We start from the raw sequence: 14,511 nt of genomic DNA on the forward strand, positions 1-14,511 counted from the left end.
GTGGTGAGACCGGCGACAGCCCACTCTTCAAGCTGCTGCTGGATCTTGGTCCCGATGTGAAGCCGCGCGCCGCCCTCGCCGACAAGGGCTATGACGCCAAGGCCAACCGGGCCTTGGCCCGGGCTCGGGGCATCGCGCCCGCCATCCCGTTCAAATCCAATGCGAAAGACCGCCCGGCCTTCTTCCCGAAGGCGCTCTACCGGGGCCGTGCCCGCATCGAGCAGTGCTTCGGAAAGCTGAAGCGATTCAAGCGCGTCGCCCTGCGCTGCGAGAAGACCGAAACCGGCTTCGCCGCCATCGTCGCCCTCGCCCTGAGCTTCATCCTCATCAAATCCGTCCACACCGCCTAGGCTGTTTTCGAGCGAAGTGGATTGCGCTTCGCATAAAGAAAAAACTCTGGACGTCCATGCCTCCCGCCTCTTCGGCACGCCGATTGCTAGAAAACGGCGGCTTTCGCATCCCTCCCGAAAGCTTCCTCTACACCGCCGGTCTCGATCGGCGGTGTTTTTTTGTCTGCGCGGGCATGGTGCGGCGCACGCCCCGCACTCGTCGCGTCGCACAATAAAGACCGATTTTCGAACAGGCATTCGTAAAGAAGTCGATGGTTCATCGACCAGATAAAGCTCGGCGGTCAAAAGCCAACGCAAATAAACAATAGTCGAGACCCCGCCTGCCTTCCTCCCCTTGGCACGGCCCTTGCGATCCGGTTCGGGAGCCTCGCGGACCGTGTGTCGAGCTGGCCGCGAGCGCTGCCACGCCGCGGTCCAGGCTGGCCGACGCATGCGGCCGCGGCCGGAAAAGAAGTGGGAGGAGAAAGAGCGTATGTCCCTGCAGATCAACATCGACAACGGCGGCACGCTGACGGACATCTGCATTCTGTCAGACGACGCGGTGAGAAAGACCAAGGTCCTCACCACGCCGTATGATCTCAGCAAGTGCTTCTTCGAGGGCCTGACCAAGGCTTCCGGCGTGCTCTACGGCGCTCCGGATGTGAAGCGGCTGCTGGAGGAGGTGGACCTCATCCGCTATTCCACCACCCAGGGCACCAACGCCATCTGCGAGCGCAAGGGCCCGCGTCTCGGCCTCATCCTCGACGCCTCCGCGCACGACCTGCCGAGCCGCCTTGCGGCCCACGACCAGGATGTGTTCGAGGCCCTGGTGGGCGACCGCATCGCCTTCCTCGCTGCCGCCACCATCAGCGGCGACGAAGCGGACGTGGAGGTGGCGAAGGCCATCAACAAGCTCACCGCCGCCGGTGCCAACCGGCTGGTGGTGAGCTTCGGCGGCGCCGATTTCCAGGCGCTGGAGGACCGCTTCCGACTCGTCGCCCTGCGCAAGTATCCGCGCCACCTGCTCGGCGCCGTGCCGATCCTCTACGGCTCCGACCTCACCACCGACGCGGACGGCGAGCGGCGCACCTGGACGGCGCTCATCAACTCGTTCCTCCACCCCTCCATGGAGGCGTTCCTCTACAATGCGGAGAACCGGCTGCGGGCCTATCGCACCAAGAACCCGCTGCTCATCTTCCGCAATGACGGCGACGCCTCGCGCGTGGCCAAGACCATCGCCATCAAGACCTATTCGTCCGGCCCGCGCGGCGGCATGGAGGGCGTGAAATCCTTCTCGCGCCGCTATGGCTTCGCCGACACCGTCTCCATCGACGTGGGCGGCACCACCACGGATATCGGCCAGTACATCGACGGCACCGTGGCCGAGGTGCGGCGCGGCCACGTGGAAGGCATCTCCGTCTCCTTCCCCCTGTGCGAAATCCTGAGCGCGGGGGCGGGCGGCTCCTCCATCTTCAAGGTGGTGGACGGGCGCATCGTCATCGGGCCGGAGAGCGTCGGCGCGGTGCCGGGGCCGGCCTGCTTCGGGCGCGGCGGGCGCGAGGCCACCATCACCGACGCCAGCCTGCTCATCGGCCTGTTCGATCCCACCTCCTATTTCGGCGGCGGCATGGGGCTCGACGCGGACCGCGCGGCGGCGGCGGTGACCGCCAATGTGGCCACCCGACTGGGGCTCGGCCTCGACGATGCGCTGCTGCGCATGGAATTCGCCTACGAGGAGAAGATCGCGGCGGAGATTCACCGCTTCACCCGGATCTCCGACGAGACGGTGATGCTCGCCTTTGGCGGCGCAGGCCCCCTCAACGCCTGCGGCGTCGCCGAGAAGGCGGGCATTCGCCGGGTGGCGATCCCGCAGATGGCGGCGGTGTTCTCGGCCTACGGCATCGGCTCCTGCGACATCTCCCAGCGCTACGCGGTGACGCTCTCCGATGCCTCGGAGCTGGCCGCCACCATGGCGTCGCTGAAGGTGAAGGCGGCGCGCGACATGTTCGCGGAAGGCTGCGCCGAAGGCACCTATACGCTCGAGGCACGCCTCGTCGCCGACTTCGGTGACGGGCGCACGCTGGTCCACGTGCTGGGTGACCAGCTGGAGGTCCCCGCTGCCTTCGCGGGGGCCCGCGCGGTGGAGGTGGAGCTGAAGGCGCTCCGGAGCCTGCGCGAAGGCGCGGAGCGGTCGGCCCGCTTCGACCCGCGCTCGTCGGCCGCGGCCCATGGCAAGCGCAACGTGCTGATCCGCGATCGCGGGCGCATCGACGTGCCGGTCTACCGCCTCGCCGACCTCGCGGACGGCGCTTTCGCGTCCGGCCCCGCCATTCTCGAGGAAGATTATTTCACCTGCCGGGTCCCTGAAGGCTGGCAGTTCGTCATCAGCGACGCAGGCGACATCCTGCTGAGCCGGGAGGATTGAAAAAGATGAAAGTCGCAATGACCGAATATCTCCGCATCGACCTGAAGTCGGAGAAGTGGGAATGCCGCGTGTGCGATCACGAGATCGCGCCGGCGCGGGGCAACTACAAGGAAGGTCTTCTGGTCCACGATCGTGACCCGCGCGAGATCCATCCGCCGATCATCGATCCGGACAAGTATCGCTTCACCTTCAGTCCCGACCCGGAATGGGTGCGCATCCTCGAATATTGCTGCCCCAGCTGCGGCACGCAGGTCGAGACCGAATATGCCGTGCCCGGCCATCCGCCGCTCTACGACATGGAAGTCGATCTCGAGGCGCTCAAGGCCCAATGGGCCGCCCGCGGCGAGGCGGCGGCCCCCTATGCCGGCCCGGCCGTGGTGCGTGACGAAGGTCACGGACACTGAAACCCTGACGGTGCCGCCCATCCCCCCGCGGAACGCGGCGGCACCCCCAGCATACCGAATGCGGCGCCGTGCGCCTGCCAGCATCCTCAGGGAGGGGACATGAAACGCGTTTCCGTGGACATCGGTGGCACCTTCACCGACTGCTTCGTGGTCTGGGACAAGCAGTATATCGAGGCCAAGGCCCTCACCACCCACCACAACCTCGCCATGGGTTTCAACGAGGCCCTGGGCAAGGCCTGCAACGTGCTGGGGCTCCAGCTTGAGGAGATCCTGAGCGCCGTGGACAGCGTGCGCTATGCCACCACGCTTGGCACCAATGCCCTCATCGAGCACAAGGGCCCCCGGATCGGCATGCTGGTGACCGCCGGCTACGAGGCCACCGTGCCGCTCAGCCGCGCCCGCGGCTATGGCGAGGGGCTCGACAATCTCGGCCAGCAGGACATGCCCAACGCCCAGCGCCCAAACCCGCTGGTGGAGGCGCACATGATCCGCGGCGTGCGCGAGCGGCTCGATTTCCAGGGCAAGCGCGTCATGCCCCTCGACGAGGAGGACGTGCGCACCCAGATCCGCGAACTGGTGAACCGCGGCGCCCAGATCATCGTGGTGGCGCTGGTGAATGCGGTGGTGAACCCCGCCCACGAGCAGCGCATCGAGGAGATCATCCTCGAGGAGTATCCCTCCCACCTGCTCGGCGCCATCCCGGTCATCCTGTCCCACCAGGTGGCGGGGCGCAAAGGCGAATATGTCCGCGCCACCTCGGCCATCGTGGACGGCTATCTGCACTCCACCATGTACCACGCGCTCTCGGCGCTGGAGCAGAACCTGCGGGCCCATCGCTACGAGAAGCCCATGCTGGTGATCCACAATTCCGGCGGCATGGCGCAGCTCAACTCCACCGATGCGCTGCAGACCATCCATTCCGGCCCGGTCTCCGGCATTGGCGCCTCCGAGCACCTCGCCATGCTCACCGGGCTCGGCAATGTGGTGGCCACCGACATGGGCGGCACCAGCTACGACATCGGCATCGTGGTGGACGGCGGCGTGAAGCACTACGACTTCAACCCGGTCATCGACCGCTGGCTGGTCTCGGTGCCCATGGTGCACCTGGTGACGCTGGGCGCCGGCGGCGGCTCCATCGCCTCCTATGACCGCATGTACAAGACCGTGAAGTGCGGCCCCGAGAGCGCCGGTTCGGACCCCGGCCCCGCCTGCTACGACCGGGGCGGCATGCGGCCCACCGTGACCGACGCCGACCTCTTGCTCGGCTATCTCGACCCGTCGAACTATGCGGGCGGCTCCATTCCGCTCAACCCGCGCCGGGCCAAGTCGGCCATCGAGGATAGCCTGTGCGACGAGCTTGACTGCTCGGTGGTCGAGGCGGCGCTGCTGATCCGCGAGAAGGTGGACGACAACATGGCCAACGGCCTGTTCACCGAGCTGCGGGCCCGGGGCTACGACCCCAAGGACTTCACCATGCTCGCCTATGGCGGCAACGGCCCGCTGCACTGCTGCGGCATCGCCCAGAACCTCAACATCGACCGCATCCTGGCGCCGCCGCTCTCCTCCGTGTTCTCCGCGGTGGGCGCCGGCAACATGCACCAGCTCCATATCCATGAGCAGTCGCTCTACATGGTGCTCTACGACAGCAACACCCGCGCCCTGTTCGACGATTACGACCGCTTCAACGCCATCGTCGCCGACCTGAAGGAGCGCGGCACCCAGGACCTGCTGCGCCAGGGCGTTCCGCCCACGGATATCCGCCACAACCTCGAACTGGACATGCGCTACGGCAACCAGCTGGTGCAGACCACGGCGGTGATCGACAAGCACGGGGTGGACGGCCCGGCGGACGTGCTCGCCATCATCTCCCAGTTCTCGGCGGACTACGGCAAGCGCTTCGGCGAGGGCTCGCAGGCGCCGGAGGCGGGCATCCGCATCAATACCATCCGCATCGCCGCCTATGTCCAGCACGAGACCGTGCAGTTCGAGGACATCAAGCCGGTGCCGGAGCGTGAGCGCAAGGCGCCGCCGCCGCCCGCCGCCACCCGCGTGTGCCACTTCGTGGGCCAGGACGGCCCGCTGGAGACGCCGGTGTGGAGCCGCTCCGACATCGGTCCCGGGGTGCAGATCGAGGGGCCGGCCATCATCGCCTCGGAGGTGACCACCTTCCTGGTCAATCCGGGCTGGAGCTTCGTGGCGGCCAAGCAGGGCGCCTCCTGGTTCCTGCGCGCCAAGATCCCCGCCACCACGTACTGACGCCATTTTCTCTCCCCGCCCCGCGCGGGGAGAGCGCGCCTCATGGCGCTGCGATCACTTCAGATATTCCGGGAGGATAACCCCATGAACGACATGAGCATCGCCGGCCGTGGCAAGCTGCCCAGCGCCGAAGAGGCCGCCCTCGTCAAGAAGTTCCTGAACGACACCACGCTGTTCCTCGGACCCGACCCCGAGATCATGCAGAACCACGACCTCATGCCGCGCACGGCGGACGAGGACGAGGCCATCGCCAAGGTGGCCGACAGCCACATCATCGCCAAGATTCGCGACCGCATCCAGGCCGGCTGCGACGAAGGCTATGAGATGGTGGAGCAGATGGGCGCCGCCCCCGGCGCCAAGTGGGGCGACGTCATCACCGGCGTCTATTCGGCCTCCGGTGACCTGGCCATCGCCTCCGCCGGCGGCGTGCTGATCTTCTCGGCGCTGGTGCACCACCCCATCAAGTTCATCATCAAGAACTGGATCAACGACCCCACCGTCGGCGTGCGCGAGGGCGACGGCTTCATCCACAACGACAGCCGCTACGGCAACGTCCACAACACCGACCAGTCCATGATCCTGCCCATCTTCCACAAGGGCCGGCTCGTGTGCTGGGTGGCCTCCACCGTGCACGAGGGCGAGAACGGCGCCATTGAGCCGGGCGGCATGCCCTCCATGGCGGAAAGCCCCTCGGACGAAGGGCTCAAGATGTCGCCCTTCAAGGTGGTGGAAAACTACCAGATCAAGCGCGATATCCTCACCTTCCTGCAGAATTCGGTGCGCGAGCCGAAGCTGCAATATGAAGACATGAAGGTGAAGCTGTTCGCCTGCCTGCGCATCAAGCAGCGCATCGAGGAGACGCTGAACACCGACGGGCCGGAGGCCCTCGTCTCCACCCTGCGCCTCACCATGGAGAATGTGCGCGCCGAGGTGAAGCGGCGCATCTCCGAATGGCCGGACATGACGGTGCGCACCTACATCATCCAGGACTCGACCCTGCGCGAGAATTGCGTGGTGAAGATCAACTGCAAGCTCACCAAGACCGGCGACCGGCTGATCTTCGATTTCCGCGGCTCTGCGCCCGAGTTCACCAACCGCGCCACCAACACCATCGTTGCCGGCCTCAAGGGCATGCTGGCGCAGGTTTTCCTGTGTTATGTGTGGCCGGACCTGCCGCGCGGGCAGGCGGCCTTCGCCCCCATCGAGGTCATCACCGACCCCCATTCCATCGTCAACTGCTCCTATGACGCGCCCAATTCGCAGAGCCTGATGTCCATCTTCACGGGCTTTACGGCGGGCCAGCACGCGGTGGCGAAGTTCCTCTATTCCTGTCCCGAGAAATTCACCAAGGTGCACGCGCCCACCTTCAACATGATCAATACCTTCGTGTGGGGCGGCGTGTCCCAGCACGGCGAGACCCTGGGCAACCTCTGCGCCGACCTCAACGGCATGGGCGCCGGCGCCACCGTGGACCGCGACGGCGAGCACGCCCTCGCCCCCATCTTCGCCACCATGGCCGACATCGGCGAGCAGGAGCTGAACGAGGAGGAGGTGCCCTTCCTCCAGCTGGTGTCCAAGAAGATGACGCGGGACGCCATCGCTCCCGGCAAGTATCGCGGCGGCCAGGGCTACACCATGATGGTGGCCACCAAGGACAGTGAGCAGTGGGGCTTCATGACCGTGTGTCAGGGCGCCAAGATCCCGCCGCTCCAGGGCCTGTTCGGCGGCTATGCCTGCGGCTGCTATCCTTTGTCCAAGGTGAAGGGCGTGGATGTCTACGACGTGCTGCTCAACACGCCGGAGAAGTTCAAGCACTCCATCGAGGAGATCATGAACGAGCAGCCCTTCGAGGGCGCCAGCTACACCACCCACCACATGGGCATGGGCTTCGAGATATCGAAGCGCGGCGAGCTGTTCATGATCTCGCAGGGGGCGGGAGCCGGCTACGGCGATCTTCTGGAGCGCGACCCCAGGGGGGTCATCAAGGACATCGAGGAGGGCCTCATCTCCCCCGCGGTCGCCGCCCGCACCTACAAGGTGGCATTCGACCCCGAGACCCTCGCCATCGACGAGAAGGCGACCGAAGAGGCGCGCGCCGCCGAGCGCAAGGCGCGCATCGCCCGCTCCAGGCCCTATTCGGAGTTCGTGAAGGACTGGAGCAAGCCCACGCCGCCGACCCACCTTCAGTATTTCGGTGCGTGGGGCGATGATGTCGAAACCCTCTACATGGGCAGCCCGGAAAAGACCCGCGACGCTGAAGTCCCGCGCCCCAACTACATGCCGCACCCCAAGGATGTGCGCATCGCCGAGCTTGAGGCACGTCTTGCCGCCGTCGGCGCCATGGGGGGTGAGAAGCAATGAGCCCACGGCTGGTGGATGCCCTGCCGCGTCCGTCCGGCGCGCCCGGGCTCAGGGTCTGGCTGAAGTCGTCGGGCTATGCCCGGCGCCTTCTGCTCGGGGAAGGGGGAGACCCGTGGGAGAGCGCGCCGCGCTATCTCTCCTTCTTCACCCAGGCCCATAGCCTGCTGCGACCGGATGTGGGCGTGGTGGATGCGGGCGATCTCTACCGCTCCTGGGTGGCGCGGCATCCTGCCCTGAAGACGCAGATGGCGGCGAAATCCCGCGCCGCCTTTCCCCTCAAGCGCATGCTGGAGGAGGAGGGCCCCCGCCGGCTGCTCGCGGAGGTGGTGGAGGCGGTGGCGGCGAGCCTGCGCGGGCAGGCGCCGTTGGTGCTCGCCTTGCCCGCCCCGCGGCGCTGGCTCGCCGAGGCCGCCGCCTTCGCCGGGCGGGAGGGCATCCCGATCGACGCCGACATGGTCGAGAGTGCCGCCATGTACATGGCCGACCTCGTACGCGTGGTCTCGGCCCTGCCTATCGGCGGGCTGTTGCTGGAGGAGGACCAGGCGGCCGAAGACGGCGACATGGAAGCGGGCCGGCCGCTGGTGAACGTCGCGCGGCATTATCGCTGGGGCCTTGCCTTGCGCGGGCGTGACGGGGGCGCCACGGAGGAACTCGACACCCTCATCAGCGCCGTGCCGGTTGAGGGTGGGGATTTCGCCCTCGGCCTCGACGTGAGCGGGGAATTGTGGAGCGGCGGCGCCCTCGCCGCGCTCGGTCGCGGCCAGTTCTACTTCGCCGAGATCCCCGAGGGGGCGGAGCCGGAAACCGTGCTCCATCAGCTCGCCCGGCTCAGGGCCTGAGCCACCTCGTCCGCCAGCGACCCCGGACCGTGGCCCACGCCCGGCCGGGGCAGGGCGGCACCACGTCCGCGCGCCTGCGGGGCGCGCGGACCAGCGCGGCGCGCCAAGGCCGTCCATCAATCAAAGATCAGTCCGGAGGAAACATGATCCGTTCGTTCAAGACCATTGTTCTCGCCGCCTTCTGCGCACTGCTCGCGGGTGCGCCCGCGGGAGCTGCCGACGTGAATTCCGGCGACTACCTGCCCGCACCTGCCGGCACCAACCTGCTTGTCTTCTATAGCCAGTATGCGACGCGCGATGAATATGTCAGCGCTTCAGGGCAGACCATCTCCAATGACACCGGCCTTGATTCCTACGTCAACATTCTGCGCTACGTGCATTACTTCGACATCGGCGGCTTCACGGTGGCGCCGCAGGTGCTCATCCCGGCCGGCACGCTCTACAACGGCCGGCTTGGCGGCGCCTCGTTCGACGCCGCCGCCGGCCTCGGCGACCCCATCCTCGCGACCACGGTCTGGGTGGTGAACAACAAGGCGACGCAGACCTATATCGGCATCATGCCCTATCTGTTCCTGCCCGTTGGCCAGTACAGCGCAGGTGATGTGCTGAACCTGGGCGAGAACCGCTGGAAACTCGATTTGCAGGCGGGATGGTACCAGGGCCTCACGCATGGCGTCGCACTCCAGCTCACCGGCGACGCCATCTGGTATGGCGACAATACCAAGGCGGGCAACGGCACGCAGACCCTGTCGCAAGACCCCACCTATCAGCTCCAGGCCTGGCTCTCCTACGCCGTTGCTCCCACCTGGTCGGCGGCTGTGGGCTATTCCCAGTTCTGGGGCGGCACCGAATATCTGGCCGGGGTGGCCACCGGCAACGCCACCGAGCGCTCGCAGGTGCGGGTCGAGCTGTCCAAGTTCGTCACGCCGACTTTCCAGGTGCTGGGATTGATCCAGCGCGATGTCGCGGCCTCGGGAGGCTTTCCCGAGGCTTTCCGCGGAACGGTTCGCCTGCTTCAGGTCTTTTAGGGTAATTCCAGAAAAAGTCTGAACGGCAGGATCGTCGGCCGCCACCGCCACCGCCACGGGCGCGAAGGAGACCTCTCTTGCGGAGGGGCTTGCGTTCGAGCGCCGGACCTTCCAAGCGCTGTTTGCAACCCCTGACCAAAAGAGGGGATGGCCGCATTCGTCGAGAAACGGCCGCCTCGGTTTCGCGATCAGGAAAAGCCAAATAGTTTAGAGTTAAACTTGCGAAAACCGATCCATATGAAAGTCTCGATCCGGCGCCTCAGGCGACGGCGGCGGGATAGGGCTGGGCGGCCAGGGTCTCGGTGAGGAAGGTGACGAGGGGGCGCACCAGGTCCGCCTCGGCCCGTTCCTCGCCCACCAGCACGATCTCGGTCACGGGCAAGGCGGGCCAGTGTTCCGGCGCGCGCAGGGCCTGCATGTCGGAGCCGATGAAGGAGCGCCCGAGCACGGTCACGCCGAGGCCGCCGGCCACTGCTGCGCGGATGCCGGTGAGGCTGGACGCCGTGCAGGCGGCGAACCAGGGCTGGCGCACCGCGTCCAGCGCCTGGATCATCACCTCGCGATAGGTGCAGGGCGGCGGCAGCAGGACCAGCGGCGCGGGGCGGCCGAAATCGGGCTGGTAGTCGGCGGAGGCCATCCACACCAATGGCTCGCGCCAGATCACGCGGCCGCGCTGGGCGGTGCCGTCCTTCTTGGCGATGACGGCGTCGAGCTGTCCGGCGTCAAAGGCGCCGAGCAACTCGCAGCTGAGGGCGGTGCGCAATTCCATGTGCAGGCCCGGATACAGCCGCTGGAACCGCGCCAGCATGCCCGGCAGCAGGTTCGGCATGAAATCCTCGGACACCCCGAGGCGCAGGCTGCCGACGGTGGGCTCCAGCAGCGAGCGCACCGTAACGTCATTCAGCTCCAGCATGCGCCGGGCCATCGCCAGCAGCTTGTCCCCCTCGCGGGTGAGGGTGAGAGACCGGCTGGTGCGCTCGAACACGCGACGCCCCAAAAGGTCTTCAAGCTTGAGGATCTTCTGGCTCACCGCCGATTGCGAACGGCCGACCACCTCGGCGGCGGCGGTGAAGCCTCCGGTCTCGGCCACGGCCACGAAGGCGCGCAGCAGGTCCAGTTCAAGATCGGGAAAGCGCATGGCGATCTATTCGCATATCGATTTTCTGCGATCAGAATTATGCGTTTTCCGTCTTGAAGACAATGCGGCATCCTCCCGTCCCATCAACCCACGAGGTCGAGCATGCGTGTCCGAGTGCTCGAAGCCGCCTCTCGCAGCACCGAGGTTTTGCCGTGAAAGCCATTGGATTTTATGCGTCTCTCCCCATCGAGGACGCGTCGTCTCTGGTCGATGTGGATATCCCCGCGCCGGAGCTGCGGCCCCATGACCTGCTGGTGCGGGTGCGTGCCGTCTCGGTCAATCCGGTGGATGTGAAGGTCCGCGCCAGGACGACGCCGTCCGAGGGCACGGCGCACATCCTCGGCTACGACGCGGTCGGCACCGTCGAGGCCGTGGGCCCGCAGGTGACCCTGTTTCGCCCCGGCGACGAGGTGTTCTACGCCGGCAGCATCGACCGTCCCGGCACCAATTCGGAACTCCACGCCGTGGACGAGCGCATCGTCAGCCGCAAGCCGGCGACGCTCAGCGATGCCGAGGCGGCGGCGCTGCCGCTCACCGCCATCACCGCCTGGGAATTGCTGTTCGACCGCCTTCGCGTGCCCTACGGGACCAAGACGCAGGACGGCGCCATCCTCATCGTCAACGGGGCAGGCGGGGTCGGCTCCATCCTCACCCAGCTGGCGCGGCGGCTCACCGGCCTCACGGTGATCGCGACCGCCTCCCGGCCCGAGACCATCGCATGGTGCAAGAGCATGGGCGCACACCATGTGATCGACCATCGCCAGCCCCTCGACGCGGGCCTGAAGGCCATCGGCATTCCTCAGGTGGAATATGTGGCGAGCCTCACCGCCACCGACCAGCATCTGCCGGCCATCGCCAATGCTCTGGCGCCGCAGGGGGCGCTGGCGCTGATCGACGATCCCAAGACGCTCGACATCGTGCCGTTCAAGCGCAAGAGCCTGTCGGTGCATTGGGAACTCATGTTCACCCGCCCGCTCTTCGCCACGCCGGATCTCATCCGCCAGCACCAGTTGCTGAACGAGATTTCGGCGCTGGTGGATGCCGGCCTGCTGCGCACCACCCTGCGCGAGCAACTGGGCGCCATCACCGCCGCCAATTTGCGCAAGGCGCACGCGCTGGTGGAAAGCGGCCGCAGCATCGGCAAGGCCGTTCTGGTGGGCTTCTAGAGCAATTCCAGCAAAAGTGCGAAGCGATTTTGCGTCCGGAATTGCGATGAAACAAAGGTTTAGAGCATGTTCGGCGAACCGGTGTTTGCCGAACATGCTCTAGAGTTTTTTCGAGCGAAATGGATACCGGTTCGCGTCAAGAAAGCGCGCCACAACAAGACGCTAGAACGCCTTCCGTCTCGCATCCACCACGCGGCGACGAACGCGAAGCCGTCGGTTCCGGCCGGGTTGCCGGCGCCGCGGTCTTGGCTATGCCGTACAGCCCGGCATCCGGCAGCAACCGCGGGGGGTGGGCAAGCCCACCCCCCGCGGTCTCCATATGGCGGGCGGTGCGCGATCAGGCCGGCTTGAACGCCTGCCCGGCGAAGGGCAGGCGATGGACCGGCCGGCCGGTGGCGGCGAGCAGGGCATTGGCCACGGCGGGCGCGAGGGGCGGCACGCCCGGTTCGCCCACGCCGGTGGGCGCCACATCCGAGGCGACGAGGTGCACCTCCACCTTCGGCATCTGCGACATGCGCAGGGGCTCGTAGGTGTCGAAGTTGGCCTGCTCCACGGCGCCCTTGTCGAGGGTGATGGCATCATGCAGCGCGGCCCCGAGGCCGAAGCCGACGCCGCCCTCGATCTGGGCCCGCACCACGTCCGGATTGACCACCACGCCGCAATCCACCGCCGCCACCACGCGCTCCACCTTCACGCCGGAATCGGCCAGCGAAATCTCCACCACCTCCGCCACATAGGTGTTGAAGCTCTTGTGGGCGGCGATGCCGCGCGTGCGGCCCGCCGGCAGTGGGGTGCCCCAGCCGGCCTTGTCGGCGGCGAGGCGGATGACGGCCTTCAGCCGTTCGTCCGTGGCGTGGGCGAGGCGGAACGCCACCGGGTCCTGCCCCGCCGCGCGGGCGAGCTGGTCCATCATCACCTCCACCGCATAGGCGGTGTGGGTGTGGCCCACCGAGCGCCACCACAGCACCGGCACGCCCGTCTTCATGGTGGTCAGCTCGACCTTCATGTTGGGGATGTCGTAGGCGCCGTGGGTGCCCTCGATGGAGGTCTCGTCGACGCCGTTCTTCACCATGACCTGCTCGAAGAAGGTCCCGGCGAGGATGGACTGGCCGACCACATGGTGATGCCACGCCACCGGCTTGCCCGAGGCATCCACCGCCGCGCGCACCTTGTGGACGTAGACTGGCCGGTAGTAGCCGGCCTTCATGTCGTCCTCGCGGGTCCACACCAGCTTCACCGGCACGCCCTTGCCGTGGGCCTTGGCGATGGCCACCGCCTCCACCACGAAGTCGGAGCTGGCGAGCGCCCGTCGGCCGAAGCTGCCGCCGGCCCACAACGTGTGGATCTCCACCTTGTCCGGCGCCACGCCCGCGGTGTGGGCCGCGTTCGGCAGGTCGGCGGAGGGGAACTGGCAGCCGGTCCAGATGGTGACCGCCCCGTCCTTCACCTGCGCCGCCGCGTTCATGGGCTCCATGGCGGCGTGGGCGAGGTAGGGGAACTCGAACTCCGCCTCCACCAGCTTCACGCCGGGGGCCTTCAGCGCGGTCTCCACGTCGCCGTGGGCCTCCACCGGCAGGCCGGGCTTGGCGAAGGCCGCCTTGTAGTCGGCGAGGATGTCGGCGGAGCTGCGGGTCTCGGCTTTGCTCTCGTCCCACTCCACCTTCAGGGCATCGCGGCCCTTGATGGCGGCGTGGGTGGTGGTGGCGAGCACGGCGACGCCCTGCGGCACCATCACCACGTCCTTCACGCCATTCACCGCCTTCGCGGCGGTGGCGTCGAAGCTCTTCGGCGTGGCGCCGAAGCGCGGCGGATGGGCGACCACCGCCACCAGCATGTCCGGCAGCTTGAGGTCCTGGGTATAGATGCGGGCGCCCGTGGTCTTGGCGACGTTATCGACCCGGTGGATGCCCTCCTTGCCGATGAGGGTGAAGGCGGACGCCGCCTTCAGCTTCGGCTCGGCGGGCACCTGTTCCTTGGCGGCGGCCTCGGCCAGTGCGCCGAAGCCGGCGCTGCGGCTGCCGGCGCTGACCACGCCGCCGGAGACCTTGACGGTCGCGGGATCGACGCCCCACTGCCGGGCGGCGGCGGCCACCAGCATGGCGCGGGCTGCTGCGCCGGCGGTGCGGTAGACGGTGTAGCTTGCGGCGATGGAGGTGGAGCCGCCCGTGCCCTGGGCGCCGCCGAACAGGGCGTTGCCGTAGGTTTTGGCGTCGGCGGGAGCGAACTGCGTGGTCACCTTGGACCAGTCCGCATCCAGCTCGTCGGCGGCGAGGGTGGCAAGGCCGGTGGCGATGCCCTGGCCCTTGTCCAGATGCTTGACGATGACCGTCACCGTGCCGTCCGGAGCGATCTTGACGAAGGGATTGAAGGCCTGGCCGGCCGCATCCGCGCCGGCCGGAGCGGCGTGCGCCACCTCTGGCCTGAGCCCGAGCACGAGGCCGATGCCCGCCCCACCCATGGCGGCGAGGACGAAGCGGCGGGAGAGCGGCGTCTGCGCGGCGCCGGAGAGCGCGGCGGCAAGGCCGGACACAACGCCCGGCTCCAGCTTCTGTAGCATGTGCATGG

Annotated in this window: 10 protein-coding genes and 1 pseudogene; 9 read left to right on the forward strand and 2 right to left on the reverse strand. The window is 67.3% G+C overall.

All coding sequences use genetic code 11. From position 1 onward, the window contains the following. The 8 genes and pseudogenes from K9U41_RS05125 to K9U41_RS05160 all read left to right on the forward strand — a co-directional run. Positions 1-350 (forward strand): transposase (locus K9U41_RS05125; protein ID WP_282639782.1); only part of this gene is annotated, 350 nt, incomplete at its 5' end. A 472-nt stretch (positions 351-822) separates the two neighbouring features. Then, positions 823-2,754: a hydantoinase/oxoprolinase family protein gene (locus K9U41_RS05130; RefSeq protein ID WP_282639783.1), complete on the forward strand. Its 1,932-nt coding sequence runs from the start codon at positions 823-825 to the stop codon at positions 2,752-2,754. Between the two features lie 17 nt (positions 2,755-2,771). After that, a complete protein-coding gene (locus K9U41_RS05135) occupies positions 2,772-3,158 on the forward strand; it encodes an acetone carboxylase subunit gamma (RefSeq protein ID WP_282639784.1) in 387 nt (128 codons plus the stop codon). 99 nt (positions 3,159-3,257) lie between these two features. Continuing rightward, positions 3,258-5,414 carry a hydantoinase/oxoprolinase family protein gene (locus K9U41_RS05140; protein WP_282639785.1) on the forward strand — a complete coding sequence of 719 codons (2,157 nt, stop codon included), beginning with the start codon at positions 3,258-3,260 and terminating at the stop codon, positions 5,412-5,414. Between the two features lie 84 nt (positions 5,415-5,498). After that, positions 5,499-7,775: a hydantoinase B/oxoprolinase family protein gene (locus K9U41_RS05145; protein ID WP_282639786.1), complete on the forward strand. Its 2,277-nt coding sequence runs from the start codon at positions 5,499-5,501 to the stop codon at positions 7,773-7,775. Beyond that, on the forward strand, positions 7,772-8,614 hold the full coding sequence (locus K9U41_RS05150; protein ID WP_282639787.1) for a hypothetical protein: 843 nt from the start codon (positions 7,772-7,774) through the stop codon (positions 8,612-8,614). The genes K9U41_RS05145 and K9U41_RS05150 overlap by 4 nt, the downstream gene beginning before the upstream one ends. Before the next feature lie 143 nt (positions 8,615-8,757). Next, on the forward strand, positions 8,758-9,642 hold the full coding sequence (locus K9U41_RS05155) for a transporter (protein WP_282639788.1): 885 nt from the start codon (positions 8,758-8,760) through the stop codon (positions 9,640-9,642). 67 nt (positions 9,643-9,709) lie between these two features. Next, positions 9,710-9,828, forward strand: a pseudogene (locus K9U41_RS05160) (enoyl-CoA hydratase); the annotation flags it as partial. Between the two features lie 73 nt (positions 9,829-9,901). Here the strand turns inward: K9U41_RS05160 and K9U41_RS05165 are convergent. Further along, complete coding sequence (locus K9U41_RS05165; RefSeq protein WP_282639789.1) at positions 9,902-10,780, reverse strand: LysR substrate-binding domain-containing protein; 879 nt, start codon at positions 10,778-10,780, stop codon at positions 9,902-9,904. 152 nt (positions 10,781-10,932) lie between these two features. Between K9U41_RS05165 and K9U41_RS05170 the strand changes: the two genes are divergently transcribed. Next, positions 10,933-11,946, forward strand: a complete 1,014-nt coding sequence (locus K9U41_RS05170; protein WP_282639790.1) for a zinc-binding alcohol dehydrogenase family protein — start codon at positions 10,933-10,935, stop codon at positions 11,944-11,946. A gap of 337 nt (positions 11,947-12,283) precedes the next feature. On the opposite strand, the gene K9U41_RS05175 is transcribed toward K9U41_RS05170, so the two are convergent. Next, a complete protein-coding gene (locus K9U41_RS05175) occupies positions 12,284-14,509 on the reverse strand; it encodes a xanthine dehydrogenase family protein molybdopterin-binding subunit (protein ID WP_282639791.1) in 2,226 nt (741 codons plus the stop codon). Positions 14,510-14,511: the final 2 nt, after the last annotated feature.

The sequence above is a fragment of the Xanthobacter autotrophicus genome (assembly GCF_029991245.1).
Classification (GTDB): Bacteria; Pseudomonadota; Alphaproteobacteria; order Rhizobiales; family Xanthobacteraceae; genus Xanthobacter; species Xanthobacter autotrophicus_C.